Origin of the sequence: Streptomyces sp. NPDC079167, from assembly GCF_040686735.1 — a bacterium.
Classification (GTDB): Bacteria; Actinomycetota; Actinomycetes; order Streptomycetales; family Streptomycetaceae; genus Streptomyces.
Genome location: NZ_JBFBLO010000001.1, coordinates 785,208 through 810,079 on the forward strand (window position 1 = coordinate 785,208; position 24,872 = coordinate 810,079).

General features: G+C 72.8%; 21 protein-coding genes and 1 tRNA gene. 12 read left to right on the forward strand and 10 right to left on the reverse strand.

The window, feature by feature from the left end:
• Position 1: 1 nt before the first annotated feature.
• The 4 genes from AB0P41_RS03640 to AB0P41_RS03655 form a co-directional block, all read right to left on the reverse strand.
• Positions 2-1,324, reverse strand: a complete 1,323-nt coding sequence (locus AB0P41_RS03640) for an ABC transporter substrate-binding protein (protein ID WP_356708372.1) — start codon at positions 1,322-1,324, stop codon at positions 2-4.
• A 677-nt stretch (positions 1,325-2,001) separates the two neighbouring features.
• Positions 2,002-3,465: a cellulose binding domain-containing protein gene (locus AB0P41_RS03645; protein WP_365929835.1), complete on the reverse strand. Its 1,464-nt coding sequence runs from the start codon at positions 3,463-3,465 to the stop codon at positions 2,002-2,004.
• A 126-nt stretch (positions 3,466-3,591) separates the two neighbouring features.
• The gene (locus AB0P41_RS03650) at positions 3,592-5,073 is read right to left on the reverse strand and encodes a HAMP domain-containing sensor histidine kinase (protein WP_356708376.1); all 1,482 of its coding nucleotides are present in this window, start codon (positions 5,071-5,073) and stop codon (positions 3,592-3,594) included.
• On the reverse strand, positions 5,070-5,774 hold the full coding sequence (locus AB0P41_RS03655) for a response regulator transcription factor (RefSeq protein ID WP_356708378.1): 705 nt from the start codon (positions 5,772-5,774) through the stop codon (positions 5,070-5,072). The genes AB0P41_RS03650 and AB0P41_RS03655 overlap by 4 nt, the downstream gene beginning before the upstream one ends.
• A 78-nt stretch (positions 5,775-5,852) precedes the next feature.
• Between AB0P41_RS03655 and AB0P41_RS03660 the strand changes: the two genes are divergently transcribed.
• Positions 5,853-6,407, forward strand: a complete 555-nt coding sequence (locus AB0P41_RS03660) for a hypothetical protein (protein ID WP_356708380.1) — start codon at positions 5,853-5,855, stop codon at positions 6,405-6,407.
• Positions 6,408-6,412: 5 nt separating this feature from the next.
• On the opposite strand, the gene AB0P41_RS03665 is transcribed toward AB0P41_RS03660, so the two are convergent.
• A complete protein-coding gene (locus AB0P41_RS03665; protein ID WP_365929838.1) occupies positions 6,413-7,300 on the reverse strand; it encodes a fused MFS/spermidine synthase in 888 nt (295 codons plus the stop codon).
• A gap of 91 nt (positions 7,301-7,391) precedes the next feature.
• The gene (locus AB0P41_RS03670; RefSeq protein WP_356708384.1) at positions 7,392-7,769 is read right to left on the reverse strand and encodes a hypothetical protein; all 378 of its coding nucleotides are present in this window, start codon (positions 7,767-7,769) and stop codon (positions 7,392-7,394) included.
• A gap of 243 nt (positions 7,770-8,012) precedes the next feature.
• Here AB0P41_RS03670 and AB0P41_RS03675 point away from each other — a divergent pair, with 243 nt between their 5' ends.
• Complete coding sequence (locus tag AB0P41_RS03675) at positions 8,013-9,368, forward strand: tetratricopeptide repeat protein (protein ID WP_365929840.1); 1,356 nt, start codon at positions 8,013-8,015, stop codon at positions 9,366-9,368.
• Between the two features lie 383 nt (positions 9,369-9,751).
• Here AB0P41_RS03675 and AB0P41_RS03680 read toward each other — a convergent pair whose 3' ends face one another.
• On the reverse strand, positions 9,752-10,348 hold the full coding sequence (locus tag AB0P41_RS03680; RefSeq protein WP_356708388.1) for a histidine phosphatase family protein: 597 nt from the start codon (positions 10,346-10,348) through the stop codon (positions 9,752-9,754).
• Positions 10,349-10,663: 315 nt separating this feature from the next.
• Here AB0P41_RS03680 and AB0P41_RS03685 point away from each other — a divergent pair, with 315 nt between their 5' ends.
• From AB0P41_RS03685 to AB0P41_RS03715, 7 genes are all read left to right on the forward strand, one after another.
• Positions 10,664-11,611, forward strand: a complete 948-nt coding sequence (locus tag AB0P41_RS03685) for a phosphatase PAP2 family protein (protein WP_356708813.1) — start codon at positions 10,664-10,666, stop codon at positions 11,609-11,611.
• Entirely contained in the window at positions 11,508-12,692 is a 1,185-nt protein-coding gene (locus AB0P41_RS03690) for a hypothetical protein (protein ID WP_356708390.1), read from the forward strand. Before AB0P41_RS03685 ends, AB0P41_RS03690 begins: the two co-directional genes overlap by 104 nt.
• Positions 12,683-14,302, forward strand: coding sequence for a hypothetical protein (locus AB0P41_RS03695; RefSeq protein WP_356708392.1), 1,620 nt, complete (start codon positions 12,683-12,685; stop codon positions 14,300-14,302). Before AB0P41_RS03690 ends, AB0P41_RS03695 begins: the two co-directional genes overlap by 10 nt.
• Positions 14,299-15,633 carry an AAA domain-containing protein gene (locus AB0P41_RS03700; protein WP_356708394.1) on the forward strand — a complete coding sequence of 445 codons (1,335 nt, stop codon included), beginning with the start codon at positions 14,299-14,301 and terminating at the stop codon, positions 15,631-15,633. Before AB0P41_RS03695 ends, AB0P41_RS03700 begins: the two co-directional genes overlap by 4 nt.
• 97 nt (positions 15,634-15,730) lie before the next feature.
• A complete protein-coding gene (locus tag AB0P41_RS03705) occupies positions 15,731-16,072 on the forward strand; it encodes a hypothetical protein (protein WP_356708396.1) in 342 nt (113 codons plus the stop codon).
• Positions 16,073-16,277: 205 nt separating this feature from the next.
• Positions 16,278-16,976: a hypothetical protein gene (locus tag AB0P41_RS03710; RefSeq protein WP_356708398.1), complete on the forward strand. Its 699-nt coding sequence runs from the start codon at positions 16,278-16,280 to the stop codon at positions 16,974-16,976.
• Positions 16,967-17,040, forward strand: a tRNA-Lys gene (locus tag AB0P41_RS03715). The genes AB0P41_RS03710 and AB0P41_RS03715 overlap by 10 nt, the downstream gene beginning before the upstream one ends.
• 56 nt (positions 17,041-17,096) lie before the next feature.
• Here the strand turns inward: AB0P41_RS03715 and AB0P41_RS03720 are convergent.
• Positions 17,097-18,338 carry a M6 family metalloprotease domain-containing protein gene (locus AB0P41_RS03720; RefSeq protein ID WP_356708399.1) on the reverse strand — a complete coding sequence of 414 codons (1,242 nt, stop codon included), beginning with the start codon at positions 18,336-18,338 and terminating at the stop codon, positions 17,097-17,099.
• Between the two features lie 433 nt (positions 18,339-18,771).
• Here AB0P41_RS03720 and AB0P41_RS03725 point away from each other — a divergent pair, with 433 nt between their 5' ends.
• Positions 18,772-20,613, forward strand: coding sequence for an EAL domain-containing protein (locus AB0P41_RS03725; RefSeq protein WP_356708401.1), 1,842 nt, complete (start codon positions 18,772-18,774; stop codon positions 20,611-20,613).
• A 5-nt stretch (positions 20,614-20,618) separates the two neighbouring features.
• Here AB0P41_RS03725 and AB0P41_RS03730 read toward each other — a convergent pair whose 3' ends face one another.
• Complete coding sequence (locus AB0P41_RS03730; RefSeq protein ID WP_356708403.1) at positions 20,619-21,734, reverse strand: LLM class flavin-dependent oxidoreductase; 1,116 nt, start codon at positions 21,732-21,734, stop codon at positions 20,619-20,621.
• Between the two features lie 102 nt (positions 21,735-21,836).
• Positions 21,837-22,601, reverse strand: coding sequence for a decarboxylase (locus tag AB0P41_RS03735; RefSeq protein WP_356708405.1), 765 nt, complete (start codon positions 22,599-22,601; stop codon positions 21,837-21,839).
• A gap of 184 nt (positions 22,602-22,785) precedes the next feature.
• On the opposite strand from AB0P41_RS03735, the gene AB0P41_RS03740 reads away from it, so the two are divergent.
• Positions 22,786-23,745, forward strand: coding sequence for a D-2-hydroxyacid dehydrogenase (locus tag AB0P41_RS03740; protein WP_356708407.1), 960 nt, complete (start codon positions 22,786-22,788; stop codon positions 23,743-23,745).
• Between the two features lie 216 nt (positions 23,746-23,961).
• A complete protein-coding gene (ehuB, locus tag AB0P41_RS03745) occupies positions 23,962-24,864 on the forward strand; it encodes an ectoine/hydroxyectoine ABC transporter substrate-binding protein EhuB (protein ID WP_356708409.1) in 903 nt (300 codons plus the stop codon).
• The last annotated feature ends 8 nt before the right edge of the window (positions 24,865-24,872 follow it).

Here is a 24,872-nt window from a genome sequence, read left to right on the forward strand (position 1 = left end):
ATCAGCCGATCACCTTGTCGATCGCCTTGGTGGCGGCGTCCCAGGCGTCGTCCGGCTTGGTGCCGCGCTGCTCCATGTTGTTGATCTGGGTGGAGATGGTGTCCTTGATGATGCCGTCCTTCGGGCCGAGCACGGCGGCCGGAATGACCTGGGCCTCTTCGGCGTAGATCTCACCGATCGGGGCGTTGTTGAAGTACTCCAGCTTGGCGGTCTTCACGTCGGGGAGCTGGTAGGCGCCCTTGTTCGACGGGAAGAGGCCGGCGGCCTTGAACACGGCGGCCTGCTGCTCGGGCGCGGTCAGCCACTTGACGAGCTCGGCGGCCTCCTTGACGTGCTTGCCCTTCTTGGGCACCGTCAGGAACGAACCGCCCCAGTTGGCGGCGGTCTTGCCCGGGGTCATGGCGATGTCCCACTTGCCCTTGTACTCGTCACCGGCGTCCGTGGTGATACGAGCGGCCATCCACGCCGGGCAGGCCACGGAGGCGATGCTGCCCTTGCGCAGGGCCACACCCCACTCGTCGGTGAACTGGGCCAGGCCCTGGCTCAGACCCTTGTCGACCGCCTGGGTGGCCAGCTGCCAGCCCTTCTCGACGCCGGCGCTCTCCTTGTAGATCGCCTCGCCGTCCTTGGAGTAGTACTGCTCCTCGCTCGAGCCGACCACGCCGTTGTACATGGCACTGGCGGAGTCCATGAAGTAGGTGTCCTTGGGAGCCTTCTTCTTGTACTCCTCACCGAGCTTGAGGTAGTCCTCCCAGCCGCCGGCGACCTTCGCGGCGACCTCGGTGCGGTCGGCCGGCAGTCCGGCCTTCTCGAAGAGGTCACGGCGGTAGCAGATCGACATCGGGCCGATGTCGGTGCCGGCGCCGATGACCTTGCCCTCGTCGGTGGTCGCCTGCAGCGCCTTCCAGTTCACCCACTGGTCGGTGTCGATCACCTTGGAGAGGTCTTCGAAGGCGTCGGCCTTCGTGTCGACGAGCTCCTTGACGCGGCCGACCTCGACACCGTGGATGTCGGCCAGACCGCTGCCCGTGTTGAGCTGCTGGAGGAACTTGGGGTAGTAGATCTTCTCGTCGCTGGAGGTGTTCGCCTTGACGGTGATGTTCGGGTGAAGCTCGTGGTACTTCTCGAAGAGCTTCGCCTCCTTGTACCCGAACTGTCCGAAGTCGGCGAGGGTCAGGGTGATGTTCCCGCCCGCGTCTGCCTCGTCGGAATCCGAGCCGGAATCGCCACAGCCGGTCAGCAGCAGGGCGGCGGCCGTGAGGCCCGTGGTAGCCATGACGGCTGTTCTGCGGCGTCGACCTGCGACGGTGCGGGTGATGCGCATTCCACTACTCCTTGTTCCAGGGTGGGACTGGCGTTCGTTCTGCGGCATACGCGCTGGTGGGTGCGGGTGCCATGAGTACGGAGAGGACATGGGCGGTGTCGTCCCCCGTACGAGCGAAAACGTCGTTCGATATGGGAGCGCTCCCATGCGCTGATGCCGGAAGATTGCTACCTCCCGGGGTGGGTGTCAAGAGTTGAAGACGCTTCCGTTGCCCGAGCGTGTCCTGCAAGTCACGGGAACGTGTCCGACCGAGGACTTGCGTTTACCTCCGCGCCCTGCATGCGAAACGCGCAAGCATTTCAATTGCCGCAGGTCAGCGGGGTGTTGATCGCTGTCGGACTCCTCCGGTGACAGGAAGAGCCCGTCCGTCGCGCAGATTTCCGCGCCATGCCCGAAAGGGCCGCGCCGAGCCCCTCCGCCGCGACATGCCCGCCGGAAGATGAACGGGACAGGGGGTTGCGGGGGGTGCACAGGGGGTCATGGGGCGTTTCCGTGTTCTTTCCCCGAACTCCACCCCGGCGCAGGGAGGTTCCGGCCCCTCGGGACGCAAGCACCCCTCCACACACCGGGGACCGGGCGTGGAGAGGCGGTGGGGGCGCGCGTCCCGGCCGGGTGTGGGGGGCGTGGGGGGCGGCCGGGACGCGCGCGTCGAGGTGGTGGCCGAAGGGTGGTGCGGACTATCCGAAGGCGCCGAACGCCTTGGTGAAGGCCAGCGGCTCCTGGAGGATCGAGCTGCAGGTCGCGTCTGCGGTCGGCTTCGCGCCGCCTTGGCACTGCGCGTCCCGCGTGCCCGACCACATCGCCAGCCGGCCGATGCCCTTCGCCCGGGCGAACTCCACCAGCTGCGTGGCGTCCTCGACGGTGAAGATCTCGGTGGCGACGTCGTTCACGCCGATCATCGGGGTGACCGCGACGGCCTTCCACGCCTCCGCGTCCGTGAGCCCGAGCACGCCCTTGACCTGGGCCTGCGTGGCGGTGGCCGCCTGGGTGGCGTAGTCGCCCATGTCCTCGCTGTACGACGCCCCGTAGTCCATCGCCATGACGTTGACGGCGCCGATCGAGACGCCGTTCTTCTTCGCGTCCGCGATCAGGTCCACGCCCGGCTGGGTCAGTCCCTCGGGCATCACGGGCAGCGTGAAGGACACGTCGAGTCCGGGGTGGGACTTCTGGAGCTGGGCGATGGCCGCCGAGCGGCGGGAGTTGGCGGCGGTGTCGGGCAGCGCGCCGCCTTCGATGTCGAAGTCGACCTTGGTCAGCTCGTACGTGTCGATGACTTCGGCGTACGCCGCGGCGAGCTCGTCCGCCGAGGAGCAGTGCAGCGCCAGTTCGGCGCCGGCCGCCCCGCCGAAGGAGACCCGTACGTCACCGCCCTCGGCCCGCAGTGCGCCGATCTGGGCGGCCACCTTGTCGTCGGCGAGACCCGTGACCCCGCCCCACAGCGGGGCGCAGCCGCCGCCCGACGTGATGAACGCCAGGTTGAACTCCTTGACGCCGGTCCTGGACGCGGTGTCCAGAAGGTCGTAGGCGGGGTGGAGCGACGTGTCGACGTACGGGGCGAATCCCGCTCCGCCGGCCGTGCCGCCCGGGGTCACGGACGGCTCGGCCGTCGCGGTCTCCGTCGGGATGGCGTCCTCCGTCGGCGTCGGTGCGGGTGCCGGGGTTCCGGTCGGGCGTCCGCTCGGTTCCGGGGTCGCGCCGCCGTCCGCCGAGCAGGGGGCCTCGTCGATGCGACAGCCTTCCGGGTCGGCGGCGGTCGTCGCGGAGGCGGACCTGGTGACGAATCCGACCGTCACGGACGCGCCCGGCGCGATGTCCTTGTTCCAGCTTTCCGGCTTCACGGTGACGTGGTTGCCGCTGACGGTGTGCTCGCCGTTCCAGAGCGAGTCGATCTCCGTGCCGGCGGGCAGGTCGAATTCGAGCGTCCAGCCCGACTGGACCGTCCCGGTGTCGTTCGAGACGACGTACTGCCCGGTGTAGCCACCGGTCCAGGCGCTGGCCCTCGTGTACGTGGCGCCCACGGCAGCCGCCTGCGCGGTGCCGGTGAGCGCGAAGACCGTGCCACCCACGACGGCCGCGGCGACGAGGGCGCCGACGGCCTTCGTGCGGGTGCTCGCCGTGCGGCGGTGCGTACTGGTGCCCATCGCGTGCCTCTGTCCTGCCGGGGGGTGATTGCGTCTGCACGCTAGCCGCCGCGAACCAGGCAAAAGGTGCTCATGGGACCCGAGTTGATGTTCTTAGGGTTTGCTTAAGGGAGACATCGGCGCCGGTTAAGCCCGGCTCTCCCGAGGGCCGGAACCCGACCCCTCAGCTCCCCGGAATTCTGCGTTCCGGCCTCGCGCTCCCCGCGGCCCCCGCTTTCCGGTACGCCGCCCCACCCGGTGTCCCCGGCGCGCGCGCTCGGCCGGGCCGCCGTCGAGCCCGATCCAGATGCGCACCTCCGTGCCGCCGAGGACCGACCGCCCGATCCGCAGGTCACCACCGGTGGATTCGGCGACCCGGCGGACGATGTCGAGACCGAGCCCGGTCGAACCCACCTCGCTCCGCGCCCCGTTCCGGCCGCTGGCGCCCCGAGTGAGGGCGGATTCCGGATCGGGTATCCCGGGCCCGGCGTCCGAGACCAGCACGATCACCGCGTGGCCGGTGTGGTGCACGTCGACGGCGAAGGCGGTGCCTTCCGGGGTGTGCCGGAAGACGTTGCCGAGCAGCGCGTCCAGAGCGGCGGCCAGCTCGGGCCTGGCCACCGGGATCCGTACGGTGCGGTCCACACCGGCCAGCCGCACCGTGCGCCCCTCGTCCTCGGCCAGCGCCGACCAGAACCCCATGCGTTCCCGGATGACCTCCGACGCGTCGCACCCGGCTCCGGCCCCCGTCTGCCCGCCCTGGGTCTGCGGGCGCTGTTCCCGGGCGGTGCGGATGATCGTGTCGACCTCGTGTTCCAGCTGTTCGACGGCCGCCCTGGTCTGCTCGGCGGCCGGGCCCTCGCCCAGCGAGGCGGCGTTGAGGCGGAGCACGGTCAGCGGGGTGCGGAGCCGGTGCGAGAGGTCGGCGGCCAGTTCGCGTTCGTTGGCCAGGAGCTGGACCACCTGGTCGGCCATGGAGTTGAAGGCGACGGCGGCGGAGCGGAGCTCGGTGGGGCCCTCCTCGGGGACCCGGGTGCCCAGCCGGCCCTCCCCCAGGTCCTGTGCGGCGCCGGCGAGCCGCTGGGCGGGCTCCACCATCCGTACGCCGAGCCGGTCGGCCACGGCCACCGAGCCGACGATCAGCGCGATCCCGACGCCGGCGAGCACCAGCCAGGCCGTGGAGACGCCGTTGGAGACCTCGTCCTCGGGCACGAAGACCTCGACGACGGCGATGCCTCCGGTGCCGAGCGCGGTGGGCTGGAGCAGCGCGGAGCCGCCGGGCACCTCGGCGATGGAGGCGCGGCCCGACTTCCGTACGGTCTCCAGGTCTTCGCGGGTGGCTCGCCGGGTGCCTATCTCCAGCCGGTGGCCGCCCTGTTCGGCTGCGGCGGGGACGTGGACCGCGAGGCGGCCCCGGCCGCCGGGCTCGGTGGAGAGGACGGCCCGGGTCAGTTCCTCCCGGTCGGTGGTGATGGTGAGGGTGGGGCCGATGGTGGCGGCCTGCCGCTCGGCGTCGGAGAAGGCGCGGTCACGGGCCATCTCCTTGATGACGAGCCCGAGCGGGACGGCGAACGCGATCACGACCATGGCGGTGACCGCCAGGCAGACCTTGACCAGGGCCCATCTCATGCGGCCGGCCCCGCGGCCGGTGGTTCGAGCTTGACGCCGACTCCGCGCAGGGTGTGCAGATAGCGGGGCCGGGCGGCCGTCTCACCCAGTTTGCGGCGCAGCCAGGAGAGATGGACGTCGATGGTCTGGTCGTCCCCGTAGGACTGCTTCCAGACCTCGGCCAGCAGCTCGCGGCGCGGGACGACGACACCGGGACGCCCGGCGAGGAAGGCCAGCAGGTCGAATTCACGGCGGGTCAGGTCCAGTGCGGCTCCGTCCAGTTCGGCCTGGCGGCGGAGCGGGTCGATGGAGAGTCCGCCGACCTGGAGGACACGCGGGGGCGGGGCCTGGGCGCCGGGACCACGGGTGCGGCGCAGGACGGCCGCCATGCGGGCGGAGAGGTGCTCCACCGAGAACGGTTTGGTCAGGTAGTCGTCGGCACCGTCGTTGAGCAGCCTGACTATCTCGGCCTCGTCGTCCCGCGCGGTCGCGATGATCACGGGTACGTCGGTGATGGAGCGCAGCATCTTCAGGGCTTCGGAGCCGTCGAGGTCGGGCAGTCCGAGATCGAGGACGACGACGTCGAAGCGGAAGTGCGCGACTTCGCGCAGTGCTTCGAGCGCGGTCCCGACGCTCCGTACGGTGTGCGAGGCCTCGGTCAGGTGCCGGATGAGGGCGGAACGTACGAACTGGTCGTCCTCGACCACGAGCACACTAGGCATGCGCCGCACCGTAGCCCATCCGGAGGAACCCGGTCCCCTCCAGGACAGCCCGTGTGCGGGTGGTGCAGGATGTGCCCGATGCAACGAGGACTCGTACACGCGATCGCGTGGTCGCTCGCCACGGGTGCGGCGGTGACCCTGTCGTGGTGGGGCGTGCACACGGTCATGTCGGGAACGGCGTACGACCCTCCGCGCGCGGTTCCGATCTCGGTGGGGGCGCGGGGCGCGCAGGCGACGGACGAGCCGGTGTCGTCCTCGACGCACCGCGCGCTGCCCTCCCCCTCGCCGAGTGCCACCGCCTCCCGCTCCACGGCCCCGGCCTCTCCACGGCCCTCCCGGAAGCCTTCGTCCCGGCCGCCGGCCGCGAGCAGCGGGGCGCCACGGCCTCCTGCGTCACCGGCCGCATCGGGCGAGGTGAAGAGCTACCCGACGCGTGGGGGCAGGGTCGTCCTGGAGCTCGCGGACGCGTCGGCGAAGCTGGTTTCGGCGACGCCGGAGCCGGGCTGGTCGATGCAGGTGTGGACGAACCCGGAGTGGATCCGGGTGGACTTCAGCGACGGGGCGGGCGCGACGGTCTCCGTGTTCTGTACCTGGAACGGCCACCCGCCGATCGTGGAGACCGTGGACCAGTAGTCCGGTTACGAGAACGCGTCGGGCGGCGGGGCCGGGGACGGCTTGGCGCCCGCGTCGGTGACGACGGCGGCGCCTCCCGTGAAGTCGGCGAGCGCGCGGCCCTGTTCGACACGGCCGGGGTGGGGGTCGCTCGCGACCCGCCGGGTCAGGTCGGCGACGGCGATCGGCAGGTCGGAGGCGACCAGGACGGCGTTCCCGAAGCGGCGGCCGCGCCAGACGGTCGGATCGGCGGCCAGGGCCACCTCGGGGAAGAGCGAGGCGGCCGTGGCGATCTGGCCGCGCAGATGGGCGAGCGGCGGGCCGTCCGCGAGGTTGGCGGCGTACTGCCCGCCGGGCTTCAGCACCCGTCGCACCTCGGCGAGGAATTCGACGGAGGTGAGGTGCGCGGGGGTCCGGGCTCCGCCGAACACGTCGGCGATGACGAGGTCGGCCCAGCCGTCCTGGATCCTGCCGAGTCCGGCGCGGGCGTCCGCCGAGCGGACCCGTATCCGCGCCTGTGGGTCCAGGGGCAGCTCCCGCCGCACCAGCTGGACGAGGGGCGCGTCGATCTCCACGATCTGCTGCGTGGAGCGCGGGCGGCTCGCGGCGACGTACCGGGCGAGCGTGAAGGCTCCGCCGCCGAGGTGCACCACCTGGAGGGGCCGGCCGGCCGGCGCGGCGAGATCGATGACATGGCCGAGCCTGCGCTGGTATTCGAACGAGAGGTACGCGGGATCGTCCAGGTCCACGTGGGACTGCGGGGCACCGTCCAGCAGCAGCGTCCACGCGCGCGGGCGCTCACGGTCGGGCACCAGCTCGGCGAGGCCGCCGTCCACCGTCGCGGAGACGGACTCCTGCCGGCGCTCGGACCGCTTCCGGTCGCTCGCGCCCCGGGCCGCTCCTCGACGTGCCACGCGCGCTCGTCCCCACTACTCACCGGTTCGGGCCGGTTCCCTGGTAGGGCCGGCGAGGGCGGGAGACCCCGCCCACCTGGCCATTATGGCCTCAGCGGCAGTTGTCGGCCGCCTCGATGAGCCTGGCCGCCTGGTCGAGGGCGGCCCGGAGGACGGCCGGATCGGTGACCGGGGCCTCGTCGACGGGCGGCAGGAGCCACCCCCCTCCGATGACGGGCGGCTCGGCGGGAACGCGCAGCCCCCGGCCGTCCGTCCTCGTACAGGCGCTGCCGGGCACGTCCCACGCCTCCGCTGTGCCGGGCGGCACCAGGAAGCCGAGGACCGCGCAGGCTCCGTCGTGCAGGACCGGGCCGACGGGCTCGTTCTCCGCTCCCCTGCGCAGGATGTCCACGGCCTCCAGGCCCTGACGCGCCGGGACGGTCACCAGGTCACACGGTGTGGTCTCCGGGCCCCTGTCCGTATGAGGCAAGGGAACCCCTCCTCTCGTCTCGACGAGACGGCGCCGCGCCCGTCTCCTCATGGACCAACGCGCCGACGGCGTCAAGGGCTACGGCGGCACGCCGCCGCAAAGGGTGGCAGTTCATGGCGGATCACGGGCGAGATGTCCGCTTTATAGCTAAACGCTTCGTGTGCGCTCCGTCACAGCAGGTACGTTCTTGCTCCGCCGGGACACCGGAAGCAGGAGCCCGGCTGCACCAGAGAGGGCCTTGCCATGGTGTCGACACGGGCAGTTCCCAACCTCGCCTTCCGGCGGCTGCGCGGACAGCGCTCCGCCGGGGAGTTCGCGGCCGCGGTCCGCCGGGCCGCGCGCGAGATCGGTGAACACGTCGCGTGCGACGCCCGGTACGTCGGACGCGTGGAGTCGGGTGAGATCCGCTGCCCCAACTACGCGTACGAACGGGTGTTCCTGCACATGTTCCCCGGGGCGAGCCTCGCGGACCTGGGCTTCTCGGCGCGCGAGAGCGTGCGCGGCCGGGGGGCCCGCGCGACACCTCTGCCCCCGCCCACCACACCCCCCGCGCTCGACAGCGACATCCACGAGGAGAGCGACGTGCTGCGTCGCGTGTTCATGACCAGCGGTACCACCACGGTGGCGGCCGCGTCCCTGGGCCTGGGCGGCCATGCGTCCGCCGCGGGCCCCCCCACCGTCCCCGCGCAGCGCCGGATCGGCGAGGCCGAGGTGAGCGCCGTGGAGAAGGCCGTACGCCAGATCCGGCTGCTGGACGACCGGCACGGCGCGGACGGCCTGTACCGGCGGGCCTCCCAGCCGCTGCGGGCCGCGTACGCCCTGCTCGACTCCGGGACGACGGCGCGGCGCAGCACGGCGGACCGGCTGCACGCGGGCGCCGGTGAGCTGGCGATCTCCGTGGGCTGGCTGGCCCACGACTCGGGGCGCTTCGACGACGCGCGCTCCCATTACGCGGAGGCGCTCGCGACGGCCCGGCTGGCCGGCGACGCCGCGCTGGAAGCGCACGCGTTCTGCAACGCCTCGTTCCTGGCCCGCGACACGGGGCGGGCCAGGGAGGCGGTCCGCGCGGCGGAGGCCGGGCAGCGGGCCGCCCGGCCGCTCGGCTCACCGCGGCTGCTGGCCCTGCTGGCGCTGCGGGAGGCGGGGGCCAGGGCGTGGCTCGGGGACCGTACGGGGTGCGAGCGGGCGATCGGGCGGGCGCAGACGGCGTTCGGGCGCGGGCCGAGCGACGCGGACCCTGAGTGGATGACCTTCTTCCGGGAGGCGGAACTGGAGCTGCTGGAGGCGCAGTGCTGGTCGGCGCTGGGTGACTGGTCCCGGGCGGCGCGGCACGGCCGGCGGGCGACCCGGCTGCAGGACCCGCACTTCACCCGGAACCTCGCGCTGTACCGCGCGCAGCTCGCGGGAGACCTGGCGCGGGCGGGGACGGCCGACGAGGCCGCGGCGGCGGGCCACCAGGTACTGGACCTGCTGGACCGTGTCCAGTCCTCCCGGATCCGCGGGATGCTGGCGAGCGCCGTGCGGGTGCTCCGCCCTCGGGGCGGCCCGGAGGTGACGGCCCTCCTGGCCCGCTACGAGGAGCTGCCCCCGGACACGTGACGCCGGGCCCGCCCGGCACCTTCCGGCTTTGGCCGACCAATACAAGCCCGTCCGGCGATTGAGGACGGAACCGGTGCGCGGGTCCCAGCAGGCGCTCTCCAGCCCGGACCCGCCAAAGCCCCCTCCCCCGGACCTTCCAGCCTCCGCCGGCCAATACAAGCCCGTCCGGCGATTGAGGACGGAACCGGTGCGCGGGTCCTGGCTGCGCTCCCCCTCAGGCCCGCATGGTCAGCCGGCCGAACCCGACACCAGGGTTCCGTCCTCAAACGCCGGACGGGCTGGATTTGCCGGCCCGGAACCGGAGCAGACGGGCTCGATCGGCCCGACTGGGCCGGGTGGGGCGGCCCGCCCGAGCCGAAGAGGACCGGCCCGGGCGGCCCGGGTCAGCGGTCCAGGTGGCCCGTGTCGTTCCAGCGCTCCAGCGCGGGCATGCCGTACGCCCACCCCAGCACCGACAGCGACGTCGGCTCCAGCCGGATCCGCGCGGCGAACGACACGTCCTCGCCCAGCCACCGCGCCCCCAGCGCCCGCAGGATGTGGCCGTGCGCGAAGACCAGCACATCGCGGTCGGCGGACCGCGCCCACTCGACGACCTCGTCCGCCCGGGCCGCCAGTGAGGCGAGGCTCTCGCCCCCCGGGACCCCGTCGCGCCAGATGAGCCAGTCCGGCCGGTCCGCCTTGATCTGCGCCGGGGTCAGCCCCTCGTAATCCCCGTAGTCCCACTCCATCAGCGCGTCCCACGGCTGGGCCCGGTCGCCGAATCCGGCGATCGCGCAGGTCTCGGCGGCGCGGACGAGCGGGCTGGTCCGCACCTCGACGCCGGGCAGGCCGCCCCAGGGCTCCCGGTGCAGCCGTTCGCCGAGCAGCTTGGCGCCCTCGCGGCCGGTGTCGAGGAGGGGGATGTCGGTCCTGCCGGTGTGATTGCCCTGGACCGACCACTGTGTCTGGCCGTGCCGGGCGAGCAGGATTCGCGGTGCCATGACGGCTCTCCCTGAAAATACGAAGATCCGAAGATCCGGGGACCCTAGGATCTGGTGGGTCCGGGACGGCGGTGTCCGGGACGGCGACGGAGCGGCGGACGCGAGCGGCCGGCTGGGACACCGGTGCGGGATCGGGCCCCGCTCCATCATCTCTCACCTGCCGCACGGGCAACCCGGGGGGCGGCGTCCGCGTCCCTCCTCACGCATGACCAGGGCCGTCCGCGTGGGACGGGCCCCGGGGGGAATCAGGGCATACGACCGCCGTACGGTTGAACGCCCGCCGTCGACCGCATGAACACTGGGGAGAGCTACCGGATGCCGCACGCCACCGCCGCGACCCCTTCCTCCGGTCACCGGCCCCGCTGGTGGACGGAGCTTCCGCTGATCGCGGTGGTGTACGGGCTGTATTCGACGGGACGGCTGCTGGTCCACGAGAACATACCGGCGGCCGTGGACAACGGGCTCGCGATCCTCCGCCTGGAGAAGGCGCTGCACCTCAACGCCGAGCACCCCCTCAACCGGCTCCTGACCGGCAACCCCGCGCTCGGGATACCCGCCGACTTCGCGTACGCCTCCCTGCACTACCTGGTCACCCCCGCCATCCTGGTCTGGATCTTCCGGCGCCGTACCGCCGTCTACCGGGCGGCCCGCACCTGGCTGATGACCTCCACCCTCCTCGGACTGGTCGGCTTCACGCTGATGCCGACCTGCCCGCCCCGGCTGCTCGACGCCCACCACGGCTTCGTCGACACGATGGCGCAGTACAGCGCGTACGGGTGGTGGGGCGCGGGCGCGAGCGCCCCGCGCGGGCTCAGCGGGATGACCAACCAGTACGCGGCGATGCCGAGCCTGCACGTCGGCTGGGCGGTGTGGTGCGGCGTCCTGCTGTGGCGGCACGGCCGCCACCCGGTCGTCCGGGCCGCGGGGGTCGCCTATCCGCTGATCACCGTGTTCGTGGTGATGGGCACGGCGAACCACTATTTCCTCGACGCCGTGGCCGGCGCCGCCGTGATGGTGGTCGGCGCGCTGCTGACCAGGCCGTTCATGCGGCTCGCGGACCGCGTCAAGGACCGGGTGAGGGCGGTGTTCGCACCGGTGCCCACGTCCGTCACCCCCACGGGCTCCACGATTGTCAGTGACGGATGCAAGACTTCCGCGGGTGAGCGAATACCCGGCCGGCGGACCGCCTCCGCAGATTCCAGCGACGCGCGCCCCCGCTCCGCGGTCGAAGCCGGCGACGACACTCCGGCAGCGGCTCGCTGAGCTGCGGGGTCCGGCCGTCGCGCCGCATCCCCTCGACGCACGCGCGCTGGCAGCGCTCGCCGCCAACCCGGGATGCAAGCGGCGCGCCCTGCTCGACGGCGCGGGCGTCGACAAGGCGGAGCTGGCCACCGCGCTCGGCTCCCCCGCGGCGTTCGGCCAGTCGCAGTTCGCGTTCGTCCGGGGCAACGCCTTCGAGGCGAAGGTCAAGGCCGACGGCGGCACGGAGCTGCTGCGCCTCCTCGTCGAGCGGCTCGGCGGCGGCGCCGAAGCGCCGGTCTCGGCCGTGGTGCCCGATCTGACGGCCGCCGGCCCCGAGGGCCGCGCCGCGCGGACGGCGCTGGCGCTGCGCGAGGCCACGGCGGCGGGCGGCTGGGCGCTGCTCGACCATCCGATGCTGGCCCTGGAGGTAGCGGGCTCGCCCGCCTACCTGGAGCCGGACGCCGTGGTGGTGCACCCCGACGGCACCTGGACGGTCGTCGAGATCAAGTCCTTCCCCATGATCGACAGCTCGGCGGACGCCGCGAAGGTCGGCGCGGCGGCCCGTCAGTCCGCGGTCTACGTCCTGGCGCTGGAGCGGATCGCCGCGATGACGGAGGGCGCCCGGGTCGCGCACCGGATCCTGCTGGTCTGCCCGAAGGACTTCTCCAACCTGCCGACCGCCTCGGTCGTGGACGTGCGCAAACAGCGTGCCGTCACCAGCCGCCAGCTGACCAGGCTGACCCGTGTCGAGGACATCGCGGCCGCCCTGCCCGAGGGCACGACCTTCGACCCGGGCCGCTCCCCCGAGGAGCTGGGCACCGCGGTCGAGGCGGTCCCCGCGGCGTACGCCCCCGAGTGCCTGGCCGCGTGCGAGCTGGCCTTCCACTGCCGGGCCAAGGCCCGCGCCGAGGGCGCGGTGGAGTCGCTGGGCCGGAGCGTGCGGGGTGAGCTCGGCGGCCTGACGACGGTCGCCGGGGTGCTGGCCGCGGCGGCCGGCAAGGAGGGGGACCCGGCCGACCCGACGGTGGCGGCCCTGCGCCGGGCCGCCGCGCTGCGGGCCGAGGCGCTGGCCGGCGCGGACGGCGGTGTCCCATGTCGTTGATCAGCACGCTCGCCCGGCTGGAGGCCGTCGACAGCGGCCGTGCCCAGCCGCTGGCCACCGTCCGCCACCGCCATCTGACCGACCGGCCGCTCGTGCTGGTGCCGCTGACGACCGCCGGTGAGGCGGGCGCCCCGCTCGGCGCGCTCGTGGGCACGGACCGCGCGGAACCCCGGCTGCTGGTGGTGGCCCAGCCGCGCGACCGGGATCTGCGGTTCGCGTTCCTCGCCGAGCTGGCCGAGGCGGTGCTGCCGCACATCGAGTCGTACGCCGACACGGTCGAGCCGGCCGAGCGCACGGAGGCCGATCCCGAGACCGGCAAGAAGGTCAGGGTCGAGGTGGAGCTGTGCGCGGACGCGGCGCAGCTGATCGTGCCCAGCAGGGCGGGTCTCGACTTCGTACGGCTGCTCGGGCGGTCCATGCGGTTCCGGCGTACGGCCGAGGACGATCCGGACACGCCCTATCCGGCGCCCGCCCGGGTGCCGCTGCTCGGCCGCTGGCTGACGCACTACGGAGAGCGGGCCAGGGTGCCGGGTTCCTCGCTGCTGCTGGCCACGACGGATCTGCTGAACCGGCACTGGGCGACGGGGCAGAGCAGCCTGGAGGACCAGCACCTCGGGGCCCTGCTCGCCTGGGTCGACCCGCCGGCCGGTGAGTCCGGCGCGGAGGCGGCACTGCGGGCGGAGGGGGAGCGGGACCGCGCCGGTCAGCTGGTCTGCCCGCCCGCCGGACCGGCGACGGATCCGGCGTTCGACAACAGGCTGCTGGCGCCCGCGATCGAGCGGTACGACCGTGCGCGGCAAGCACTGGCCGCCGCGGAGGACGGGGTCGACGCCGACACCCGGCTCGGTGAGCTGAGCGGTGCGGAGCGGGAGATCAGGTCGCTGCTGGCGGGGGTGCTGCTGCCCACCTGGGATGCCGTGTGGCGGGGGCTCGACCTGCTGCGGGAGCTGCCGGAGGGGGCCAGGGCACAGGACCGCTGGACGCGGGACCGCTGGTCGTTCACCGCGCACCGGGACCGGGTCCGGGCGGGCGAGCCCCCGCAGCCGCGCCGGGACGACGCGGTCACGGCCGCGCAGAAGCTGGCCTCGCGGGAGGCGGCCCAGGCGCAGTTGGACGCCCAGGAGGCACTCGACGACCCGCTGGTGCTTGCGGGCCGCAGGCTGGCCGGCGAGGCGTTCGTCGGGGAGGTGACGGAGGTCGAGATGGCGTACAGCGAGTCCAAGCGGCCCTCGCCGCGCCCCCTGGTCACGGTGTGGACCGAGGAGCGCCCGCATCTCGGGGAGCGCACCAAGGTGTACCGCTCGCTGGAGGGCAAGCCGCAGACGGCGGAGTTCGTGGGGTACGCCGCCGAGGATCCCGAAGCCGGCACGGTCGGCCTCGTCCTGCGCGTCACGGACCGGATGGGCCGGTCCAAGGAACCGGCGCCGGGTTCGGTGCCCGAGCCCGGCGACCGGATCGCCTGGACCCTGTTCGAACACGACCAGCGGGGCGGCCCGAAGCTGCCCGATCCGGAGGACACCCCGTGGACCCACGGCGGTCCGCCGGGCGCCGACGGCTCCGCCGGCCATGCCGAGCAGCCCGATCCCGTGACCGCGGAGGACCTCCTGTGACTGCCGTTACCGACCCGGGGGCCGCGGCGGCGCGGGCGACCGACGCGATCCTGGACGACACCCTGCGCGGCACGGCGCGCGGCATCGTCGTGGACTCTCCGCCGGGCGCGGGGAAGTCGACGCTGGTGGTGCGCGCGGCGCTGGAGCTGGCCGCCGCGGGCCGCCCGCTGATGGTGGTCGCGCAGACGAACGCCCAGGTGGACGATCTGGTGGTGCGGCTGGCGGAGAAGGCTCCCGAGCTGCCGGTGGGGCGGCTGCACAGCAGCGACTCCGATCCGTACGACAAGGTCCTGGACGGCCTGGACAACGTACGGAAGTCGGCGAAGGCGGCGGATCTGGCGGGCCTGGACATCGTCATCTCCACGGCCGCGAAGTGGGCGCACGTGAAGAACGTGGAGCCGTGGGGGCACGCGATCGTCGACGAGGCGTACCAGATGCGGTCGGACGCCCTCCTGGCGGTGGCCGGACTGTTCGAGCGGGCGCTGTTCGTCGGGGATCCGGGCCAGCTCGACCCGTTCTCGATCGTGGGCGCCGACCAGTGGGCGGGCCTGTCGTACGACCCGTCGGCGAGCGCCGTCTCGACTCTGCTCGCGCACAATCCCGATCTGCCGCAGCACCGGCTGCCGGTGTCATGGCGGCTGCCCGCGTCGGCCGCGCCACTGGTCTCCGCCGCGTTCTACCCGTACACACCGTTCCGCAGCGGCACGGACCACGGTGACCGGCGGCTGTCGTTCGGGGTGCCATCGGACGGGTCGGCCCCCGACCGGGTGCTGGACGAGGCGGCGGAGTCCGGCTGGGGGCTGCTGGAGCTCCCGGCCCGGCACACCCCGCGCACGGACCCGGAGGCGGTCAGGGCGGTGGCCCTGGTGGTGCGCAGGCTGCTGGACCGGGGCGGCGCCGCGACGAGCGAGCGCGGCCCGGATCCGGTCCCGGTGACGGCGGACCGGGTCGCGGTCGGCACGGCCCACCGCGACCAGGCCGCCGCGGTGCGGGCGGCGCTCGCGGAACTGGGTGTGACGGGTGTGGCGGTGGACACGGCGAACCGGCTCCAGGGCCGCGAGTTCGACGTGACCGTGGTCCTGCACCCGCTGTCGGGCCGCCCGGACGCCACGGCCTTCCACCTGGAGACGGGCCGCCTCTGCGTCCTGGCCTCGCGGCACCGGCACGCGTGCGTGGTGGTGTGCCGTGCCGGGGTGGCGGACCTGCTGGACGAGCACCCGTCGACGGAGCCGGTGCAGCTGGGTGTGACGGTGAAGTTCCCGGACGGCTGGGAGGCGAACCACGCGGTGCTGGCGCACCTCGCCGAGCACCGCGTGCATGGGGCGCCCTGACCCTGGGCAGCGCTCCCGGTGCGCAGAACGGCAGCGCTCTTGCGCCCGGCTGGACAATGGAAGGTGGCCGTCCGGCCGTACGAGGAAGGAACACCACATGGCACAACCCGAGCGGAACGAGCGGCAGAGGCTGCGTCCGGCGCCGCTGCTCTTCGAGCCGTCGGAGGCGGCGGCGGATCCCGAGCACTTCTTCGACCTGGAGTCGATGGAGGACCCGAAGGAGCTGCTGGCCCGCGCGACGGAACTGACGCTCGCCTTCCGGGCGGCGACCGACCGGGCCGTGGAGTTCCAGGCCGTGGCCGCCGCCCAGCTCGCCGATCCGCGACGGTTCGACCGGCTCACGGCCGCGGACATAGCCGAGCGCGCGGAGTGGACCGAGGACTACGCCAAGAAGATGATCGAGTTCGGCCGGTCCCTGCTCGACGCCCCCGCGCCCTGACCGCAGGGCCCCGGGCGACCCGACACCGCACGACCGACGAATTCGGTCACCCCACGACCGGCAACCCGGTCACCGCACGACCGTCCGTCACTGCGGGTACACCCCTGGCATATGCCGTCGGGCAAGATACTCCGCCGGGGTCCGTCCTGTCCGGCTTTCGGCAACTCTGGGGAACAGGAGCGTCACGGCCGGTAGACATGTCGTCATGAGCGCATGGCTGAATGACGAAACGACCCTGCGGACCGCCCCCGCCCCCCGCCCCGGTGTCGACATCTTCGCCCTGCTGCGGGACCGCGTGGACCGCCGGGCCGACGACAGGGCTGCCCAGGTCACGGCGTCCGGTGCCGCGTGGCTGGCGGGCGCCTCGGCCTACCCGCGCAGCACGCTCTCGCAGTGGGAGGCCAGCCCCTGTTCCCCCGGCGTACTGCCGTGCGGTTCCTCGTTCGACGTCGTGAGCGTCCCCGCCCTGTTCGGCAGGCGCATGCTGGAGCGGCTCTGGGCGGAGGGGCCGGGATCGGGTCCGGTCGCCACGCACCGGGGCCGGATGCTGCTGTTCGCCTCGCCCGGCACGGCCCAGCGGCTGCCGTCCCTGCTGGCCTGGGAGGAGTGGGGCACGGGTTGTGCCGACGCTCCCCCGCGCCGCCAGGGCGCGCTGCCACCGGTGCTCTGCCACGGCACGGGGGACGCGGTCACCGTTCCGCCCCTGACCGGCGGCGCGGATGCCGGCGGGCCTCGCTGGGTGGTCGCCCCCGACACCCGCAACCCCTGGCTGCCGGGGCCTGACGTACTGCTGTGGGCCTGTGTGAGGGTGGGCAGGTCGGCGGCCCCGTCGACCACCGGGAATTCGATTTTTCCTCCCGCCGATCCGGGTGCTAATGTCTACGACGTCAGCAGGCGCCGTTAGCTCAGTTGGTTAGAGCAGCTGACTCTTAATCAGCGGGTCCGGGGTTCGAGTCCCTGACGGCGCACCGACGGTGGAAGCCCCTTCGTGGAAGCGAGGGGGCTTCTTCGTGTTCCGGCGGGGTCAGGTCCCGGTGGCGACCCGGACGGTCCAGGCGCCGGACCGGGTGCGGTCGGCGACGTCGATGCGGATGCGCTCGCCGGGCACGCTGTAGCGCTCGCCCTCCCGGAGCGGGGCGTCCGCGAGCGGCGGGTAGACCGACCGGTCCCAGCAGGCGTCGGAGTCGGGGTGCGTGTCCAGCACCTCCACCGGGCCGCCGCCGGACGGTGTGGCGTTGCGGATGCGGTAGACGAGCACGCCCTCGGTGCAGGTCGTGCGGTCGTTGCCCGTGGCGCTGCGTGCCTCGATGGCCAGCGCGCTGTCCGGGCCGGTCCTGACGACCGCGAGCCGGGTCCCGAGGGACGCGCCGCGCACGGGCACCTCGGCCATCGGTTCCAGGGTGAGGTCGGCGGCGCCCTGGACACACACGACCTCCTCCCCGTCGAGCCAGCCGAGCTTCCACTTGTGCCAGCCGAACAGGTCCGGGGAGAGTCCGAACTGGCTGCCCATGACGTCCCAGTCGCCGACGTAGGTGTCCCAGTCGCCCTTCCCGTCCTCCGGGCGGTGGTAGAGGTCCGCCAGGTCGAAGACGTGTCCGGTCTCGTGCGCGAGGACGTTCCGGTCCGGCGGGTGTTCCTCGAAGACGGTCACCACACGCCTGATGTCCGTGCCGTCGGCGCGCACCGGACGGTCGAAGTTGACGACCTTGGTGGCGTCGGAGTCGACTCCGGGGGCGTCCGGGTCGGCTACGAGGTAGACGATGTCGTAGGCGGAGAAGTCGGTCTCCTCGTCGGCGGCCTCGATGGCGTCGCGCAGATAGGCGCTGCGGCGATCGGAGCCCCAGTCGCGCTGTATGCCGTACCAGGTGGAGGGGTGCGGCATGGAGGTCCACCGCCGCTGGGGGTGGGCGTGCAGGGTGAACTTCCCGTACGAGGCGCGCTGGAAGAAGCGTGTGGTGGAGGGGAAGTAGTCGGCGGCGAGCACCTCGGGGGGCACGACGGGGTCGGAGTCGGGGAACGAGAGGAAGACCATGACCGCGTCGAGGCTGCGGTCGGGGCGGGGGTAGGCGCCGTTCCAGGTGTCGAGGCCGAGGGAGTGGTGCGCCCCGGTCCTGGGCAGGGCGCACGGTCCCGCGTCGCGCGACGCCGCCACGGCGGGGCCGGCGACGAGTCCGGTGGCGGCGAGCGCCAGGAGGGACGTGAGAGCAGCCGCCGCGCTGCGCAGCCTCGGCCTCTCCGATCCCCCGGGTCTGCGCTGACGCGGCACATCTACCTCCGGTGGCGAATGCGGGACTTCCCCCTCACCCTGTGCCGAGTCGGCGGCGTACGCCCTGTTGTGCTGCCCCACACGGGTCAGCCGGAGGCGCCGGTGGTCAGTGCACCCACACGATCACCCTTACAGACAGTCACATTTGCTCACCCCGAAAGCCGAACCGTCCAGATCAGCACAAAAATGATCATCTACGGCCATCGCGCATGCGGATGCCACGCGCGGGACAGGCGTCAGGCAAGCGCGAGGCGGGCGTGCGCCATGCGCGTACCCCCGGTCCGAAACGGCGGGCGCGTTGGAACGGCCGGTGCGCCACCCTCTATGCTTCACCTCGTTTCCCTGCGTGGTTCCCGCCTCCGGCGCGGCGCTCCACTCCACGCAGCTGCCCGGCCACACCTGTTCATGACAATCGGCACAGCGGGAGCGAGCGGTGAGCGGAACCTCCGAAGGGCCGACGCCCCGGGCGGGCACGGCCCCCGGCGCCGGGAGGTCAGAGGTCACGCAAAGTGATCATCCGAGGCCGGGCCTCTCCGAGCTGCGCGACTACCGCGCCGCGTTCGCCGCGTCCGCTCTCCCGATGGCCGTCGTCGACCACCACGGACTGATCGTCAGGCCCAACGACGCGCTGGGCGCGCTCCTCGGCGCCGCTCCCGCGTCCCTGACCGGGCGGACCGCGGCCGATCTCCTCGGTCTGACCTCGGACAGTCCCACCTGGCGGTCCTACACCGAGGTCCTGCGCGGCGCCCGCCCCCGCCTCCGGTGCACCCGGCGACTCAAGCACGCCGACGGCCGGCCGCTGTGGGCCGAGGTCACCATCGCGCCGATGGGCGACCGGACCGGCGGCACGGGCCGTGTGCTGTTGTCGGTCGCCGACGTCAGTGACCGGCGCGAGATGCGGCAGCGGCTGCGCCATCTGCGGATACACGATCCCGTGACCCGGCTGCCCAACCGCACCCTGTTCTTCGAGCGGCTCGCGAGCGCGCTGGAGCCCCCGCCGCACCAGGACGGGCCGTCGTCGGCCCCGCACGGCCGGATCGGCCTCTGCTATCTGGACATCGACGGCTTCAAGGCGGTCAACGACACCTTGGGGCACCGCACAGGCGACCGTCTCCTCGCCGCTGTCGCCGGGCGGCTCACCGACTGCGCGGAGGCCGACGGCCACCGCACCGGCGGTCATCTGGTGGCGCGTCTGGGCGGTGACGAGTTCGCGATCCTGGTCGAGGACTCGTCGGGTACGCCGCAGCTCACCGAACTCGCCCGCTCGGTGCTCCTCGCCCTCCAGCGGCCGTTCGAGGTCTCCGGGCACCGGCTGTCGGTCTCCGCGTCGATCGGAGTGGTGGAGCGGTCGTCGGCCGGCACGTCGGCCACGGCCCTGATGCAGGCCGCGGACACCACGCTGTACTGGGCGAAGGCCGACGGCCGGGCCCGCTGGACCCTCTTCGACCCCGAGCGCAACGCCCACAGGATGACCCGGCAGGCGCTCTCCTCCACGCTCCGCCCGGCCGTCGAGCGCGGCGAGTTCACTCTGGAGTACCAGCCGCTGGTCGGCATGGCGGACGAGGTCGTACGGGGTGTGGAGGCCCTGGTCCGCTGGAACCACCCGCAGTTCGGCCTGCTCGCGCCGAGCCGGTTCGTCCCCATCGCCGAGGAGGACGGCACGATCGTCCAGCTCGGCCGGTGGGTGCTGCGCACGGCCTGCCGTCAGGCCCGCCGCTGGCAGCTGGAACACCCCGGCGAACCGCCGCTGTTCATCAGCGTCAACGTCGCCGTGCGGCAGGTGTGGGACTCCGACCTGGTGGCCGATGTCGCGGAGACCCTCGCCGAGACGGGCCTCGAACCCGGGCTGCTGCAGCTGGAGCTGACCGAGTCCGCGGTGATGGGCTCGTCGGGCAGGCCCCTGCGGGTGCTCCAGGCGCTCAGCGACATGGGTGTCCGTATCGCGATCGACGACTTCGGCACCGGCTACTCCAACCTCGCCTATCTCAGCCGGCTGCCCGTGTCCGTGCTGAAACTGGACGGCTCCTTCGTACGCGGTTTCCGTTACGAGGACGGGGCGCACCCCAGCCCGGCCGACGAGACGATCGTCGAGGCCATGGTGCAGCTGGCCCACCGCCTGGGCCTGACGGTCACCGCGGAGTGCGTGGAGACCTCGGGCCAGGCGGAGCGGCTGCGCCGGATCGGCTGCGACACCGGGCAGGGGTGGCTGTACTCCCGCGCGGTGGCCCCGGAGCGGATCGCCGAGCTGATCGGCACGAGGCCACCGGAGAGCTGACCGGGTCAGCCGAGGGCGGGCAGCCCGTAGGCGTCGGCGATGAGTTCGTACGAGCGCAGCCGGGCCTCGCCGCCGTGTGCGTTGGCCGTGATCATCAGCTCGTCGGCGCCGGTGCGCTTGGCCAGGTCGTCCAGGCCGCTGCGGACCTCGTCCGCCGTGCCGTGGACGATGTCCTTCAGCCAGCCGTCGACGAACTCGCGCTCCATGGGGCTGAAGTCGTACGCCTCGGCCTCCTCGGGGCTCGGCACGAGGCCCGGGCGCCCGGTGCGCAGCCGGACCATGGACAGGGCGCCGGTGAGCACCTGGCGCCTGGCCTCGCGCTCGTCGTCGGCGGCCAGTGCCGCGACCCCGATGAGGGCGTAGGGGGCGTCGAGCACCGCGGAGGGCGTGAAGGACTCCCGGTACAGCTCCAGGGCCGGCACGGTGTTCCGGGACGAGAAGTGGTGGGCGAAGGCGAAGGGCAGGCCGAGCACACCGGCCAGCCGGGCGCTGAAGCCGGAGGAGCCCAGCAGCCAGACGGGCGGACGGCCGGGCGACTGGACGCCGCCGGGCGAGGTTGCCTGCACGGGCCCGGGGACGGCGTGGATACGGGCGTAGGGGTGCCCGTCCGGGAAGTCGTCGTCCAGGAAGCGGGTCAGCTCGGCGAGCTGCTGCGGGAAGTCGTCGGCCCCCTCGTTCAGCCGGTCCGTGCGCCGCAGGGCGGCGGCGGTGGCGCCGTCCGTGCCGGGGGCGCGGCCGAGGCCGAGGTCGACGCGGCCGGGGGCCATCGCCTCCAGCGTGCCGAACTGCTCGGCGATGACCAGAGGCGCGTGGTTGGGCAGCATCACCCCGCCGGAGCCGAGCCTGATGCGCTCGGTGTGGGCGGCCAGGTGCGCGAGGATCACGGCGGGGGACGAGGAGGCCACCCCGGGCATGGAGTGGTGCTCGGCGACCCAGAAGCGGTGGAAGCCACGGCTCTCGGCAAGCTTGGCGATGTCCACGCTGGTGCGCAGGGCCTGGGTCGCCGTGCGGCCCTGGCCCACGGTCACCAGGTCGAGCACGGAGAGGGGCACGGAGGCCGTGCCGCTCGCTGTGCCGCGGATCCCGTCGCCCCGGTTCTCGTCGCCTCGGTTCTCGTCCACGTGTTTCGGCCTCTCCGGTGCTGCGTCTGTGTACCGGAGGGTGCCAACAGGAGGATGACTCCGCTTATTCCCGCCGCTCCCCCGGCCCCGGTCCTGGTCCGCCTACTCCCGGACCTCGATGCCCCGGGGCTCCGAGGCGCCCAAGGGGGGCTCGCGGGTGGCGAACAGGGTGCCGAGGGTGGGCGCCCAGATCCGGCGCTCGGCCAGCCGGAGGCCCTCCCAGACCGCCACCTGGTTGGCGGTGAGGACCGGCTTGCCGAGGAGTTCCTCAAGTTCCGGGACGTACGCGGCGGTGTGCAGGGCGTTGTCGGGGAGCAGGACCACCTCGGCGTCCGGGTGGTCACCCGCCACGGCCAGCTCCTTCACGAGCTCCACGTCCGCGTCGGCCGCCTCGGACGCCGTCACGATGCCGCCGCCCCGCGTCGAGGTCACCTCGACGCCCCCGGACCCCAGGAAGCCCGCGAAGAGCGCGGCGACGTCGTCGGAGTAGGTCGCGGCGACCGCGACCCGGGTGGCACCCAGCTCGCGTACCGCCTGGACGAAGGCGATGGACGTGCTGGACGCGGGGAGCCCGGCGGCCCTGGCCAGGTCCGCGGCCTGCTCGTGGGCGCCCGCCCAGCCGTAGGCGAAGCTGCCGCCCGAGCAGGCCCAGACCAGCGACTCGGCGCCGGCCATCCGCAGCTCCTCGACGCCTGCGCCCAGGCGCTCGGCCGAGCCTGCCGCCCGCAGGTTGTCGGCCCTGCGGACGTCCTCGTCGATGTCGGTGTGGAAGAGCGGCACTCTGATGTCGCTGTCGAGCATGACCTCGATCCGCGGGAAGTCGTCCTCCGCGGCGTGGCCCGGGTAGAGAAGTCCTACGGTCGTCATGTCCACCCTTCCCGTGCGTCCGGATGTCCTGCCGGCACTCGTAACCACCGCTGCCCCTGCCTGGCACAAGTATTCCCCTTTTCGTCCCATACCGCCGCCCGCAACAGGGGTGACCAGCGGTTTCTCCCCGCACGCCGAGGCCCTGTTGACGGCCGTGCCCCCCGGTGCGAGCGTGGTCGTTCCGATGACCGCTCCCGTGATCCTCGTCCTGGACACCGACCCGTCACCGCGCCTGGGCCGGCTGACCGGCCGGGCCGTCGTCCGGTACGCCGACGAGCGGACGCTGGCCGCCCGGCTGCCCGGCGCGGATGTGCTGCTCGTCTGGGACTTCACCTCCGACGCCGTCCGCGAGGCATGGCCGGGCGGGGGACCGCGCCCCCGCTGGGTGCACACCGCGAGCGCCGGGGTGGACCGGCTGCTCTGCCCGGAGCTGGCCTCCTCCCCCACCGTCGTCACCAACGCCCGTGGCGTGTTCGAGCTGCCCGTCGCCGAGTACGTCGCGGGGCTGGTGCTCGCCTTCGCCAAGGACCTGCCCCACACCCTGGAGCTCCAGCGGCAGCGCCACTGGCGCCACCGGGAGACCAGGCGGCTGGCCGGCAGCCGGGCCGTGGTCGTCGGCGCGGGCCCCGTCGGCCGGGAGATCATGCGGCTGCTGCACGGCCTCGGCGTCCAGGTGGCCCTCGTCGGCCGTACGGCCCGGCGCACGATCCACGGCGTGGAGGATCTGGGCCGGCTGGCGGCCGGCGCGGACTGGGTGATCTGCGCGGCCCCGCTGACGGACGAGACGCGCGGGATGTTCGACGCCCGCTTCTTCGGACTGCTCCAGCCGTCCGCCCACTTCGTCAACGTGGGGCGCGGCCCGCTGACCGTCGAGGAGGATCTGGCCGAGGCGCTGCGGAAGCGGTGGATCGCGGGCGCGGCGCTCGATGTGTTCCACGAGGAGCCGCTGGGTCCGTCGAGCCCGCTGTGGGACGTGCCGGGGCTGCTGATCTCCCCGCACATGAGCGGCGACACGGCCGGCTGGCGGGACCGGCTGGGCGAGCAGTTCGTCTCGATGTACGAGGGCTGGGCGGCCGGTGAGCCGCTCCCCAACGTGGTGGACGTACGGCGTGGTTACGTACCTTCTCCGGACATCCCTGCCTGACGCCCGCGGTGACGCGCACTCATGAACCGCGCGGGGCGGGGAATACGCCCCGCACATCCGTCGTCGCACTCCGCCCATGACGAGACACGGGAAGGTCACCCTCCGGCCACCGTTCGGTTACATGGCAGCGCTTCCTGCATAGACGTCCGGGAGCGGGAAGGTGCTCACCCTGTCCGGACTGTTCGACACCCCGATTTCTCCAGGAGATTGCGAACCATGGCTGACTTCCCTCACCTGTCCCGTCGGGGCTTCCTCAATCGATCGGCGGCCGTGGGAGGTCTGATCGTCGTTCCCGGCCTGCTCTCCGCGTGCAGCAAGACGGACGCCGGCGCCACGGACGGTGAGGGCGCGCTCGACAAGCTCCGCAAGCAGGGCTTCGTCAGGGTCGCGTACGCCAACGAGGCCCCGTACGGCTACATGGAGGGCAAGGAGCTCAAGGGCGAGGCCCCCACACTGCACCGGGAGATATTCAAGGCGCTCGGCGTGGACGAGCTGAAGCCCACCCTCTCGGAGTGGGACGGCCTCATCCCCGGTCTCCAGGCCGGCAAGTACGACGTCGTCAGCGCGGGCATGGCCATCACTCCCGAGCGCTGCGCCAACGCCCTCTTCTCCGAGCCGGAGTTCATCTCCCCCACCGCCCTGATGGTGAAGAAGGGCAACCCGAAGAAGCTCACCGACCTCGCGTCCGCGAAGGCCGCCGGCGTCACCGTCGGCGTGATGTCCGGTGCGGTCGAGGGCTCGTACGCCGAGGGCGCGGGCATCGCCGAGGGGAAGATCAAGACCCTGCAGAAACCGCAGGACGGCGCGGACGCCGTCAAGGGCGGGCGGATCGACGCCTTCCTGCTCACCGGGATCTCCCTGCGCTGGCTCGCGAAGACCAACCCGGACACCGAGGTCACCGAGGCCTTCGTCCCCGAGCTGGACGGCGCGAAGCAGTACTCGCCGGGCGGCGCGGTGTTCCGCAAGGGCAACGAGGATCTGCGGGACTCCTTCAACCGCGAGCTCAAGAAGATCGTCTCGGACAAGTCCCGCTATGTGGAGCTCCTCCAGGAGTACGGCTTCGGCGCCACGGAAATTCCGCCGGCCACGCTCAAGACGGCCGACCTGTGCAAGGGCTGACGAGGACG

Excerpts from the sequence above, each read along its gene's own strand:
- AB0P41_RS03685 (WP_356708813.1), top strand. The coding sequence starts at position 10,664 with ATGCCGCACGCCACCGCCGCGACCCCTTCCTCCGGTCACCGGCCCCGC.
- AB0P41_RS03655 (WP_356708378.1), bottom strand. The coding sequence starts at position 5,774 with ATGCCTAGTGTGCTCGTGGTCGAGGACGACCAGTTCGTACGTTCCGCC.
- AB0P41_RS03705 (WP_356708396.1), top strand. The coding sequence starts at position 15,731 with ATGGCACAACCCGAGCGGAACGAGCGGCAGAGGCTGCGTCCGGCGCCG.
- AB0P41_RS03695 (WP_356708392.1), top strand. The coding sequence starts at position 12,683 with ATGTCGTTGATCAGCACGCTCGCCCGGCTGGAGGCCGTCGACAGCGGC.
- AB0P41_RS03660 (WP_356708380.1), top strand. The coding sequence starts at position 5,853 with ATGCAACGAGGACTCGTACACGCGATCGCGTGGTCGCTCGCCACGGGT.
- AB0P41_RS03740 (WP_356708407.1), top strand. The coding sequence starts at position 22,786 with ATGACCGCTCCCGTGATCCTCGTCCTGGACACCGACCCGTCACCGCGC.
- AB0P41_RS03680 (WP_356708388.1), bottom strand. The coding sequence starts at position 10,348 with ATGGCACCGCGAATCCTGCTCGCCCGGCACGGCCAGACACAGTGGTCG.
- AB0P41_RS03650 (WP_356708376.1), bottom strand. The coding sequence starts at position 5,073 with ATGAGATGGGCCCTGGTCAAGGTCTGCCTGGCGGTCACCGCCATGGTC.
- AB0P41_RS03640 (WP_356708372.1), bottom strand. The coding sequence starts at position 1,324 with ATGCGCATCACCCGCACCGTCGCAGGTCGACGCCGCAGAACAGCCGTC.
- AB0P41_RS03710 (WP_356708398.1), top strand. The coding sequence starts at position 16,278 with ATGAGCGCATGGCTGAATGACGAAACGACCCTGCGGACCGCCCCCGCC.
- AB0P41_RS03735 (WP_356708405.1), bottom strand. The coding sequence starts at position 22,601 with ATGACGACCGTAGGACTTCTCTACCCGGGCCACGCCGCGGAGGACGAC.
- AB0P41_RS03675 (WP_365929840.1), top strand. The coding sequence starts at position 8,013 with ATGGTGTCGACACGGGCAGTTCCCAACCTCGCCTTCCGGCGGCTGCGC.
- AB0P41_RS03645 (WP_365929835.1), bottom strand. The coding sequence starts at position 3,465 with ATGGGCACCAGTACGCACCGCCGCACGGCGAGCACCCGCACGAAGGCC.
- ehuB (WP_356708409.1), top strand. The coding sequence starts at position 23,962 with ATGGCTGACTTCCCTCACCTGTCCCGTCGGGGCTTCCTCAATCGATCG.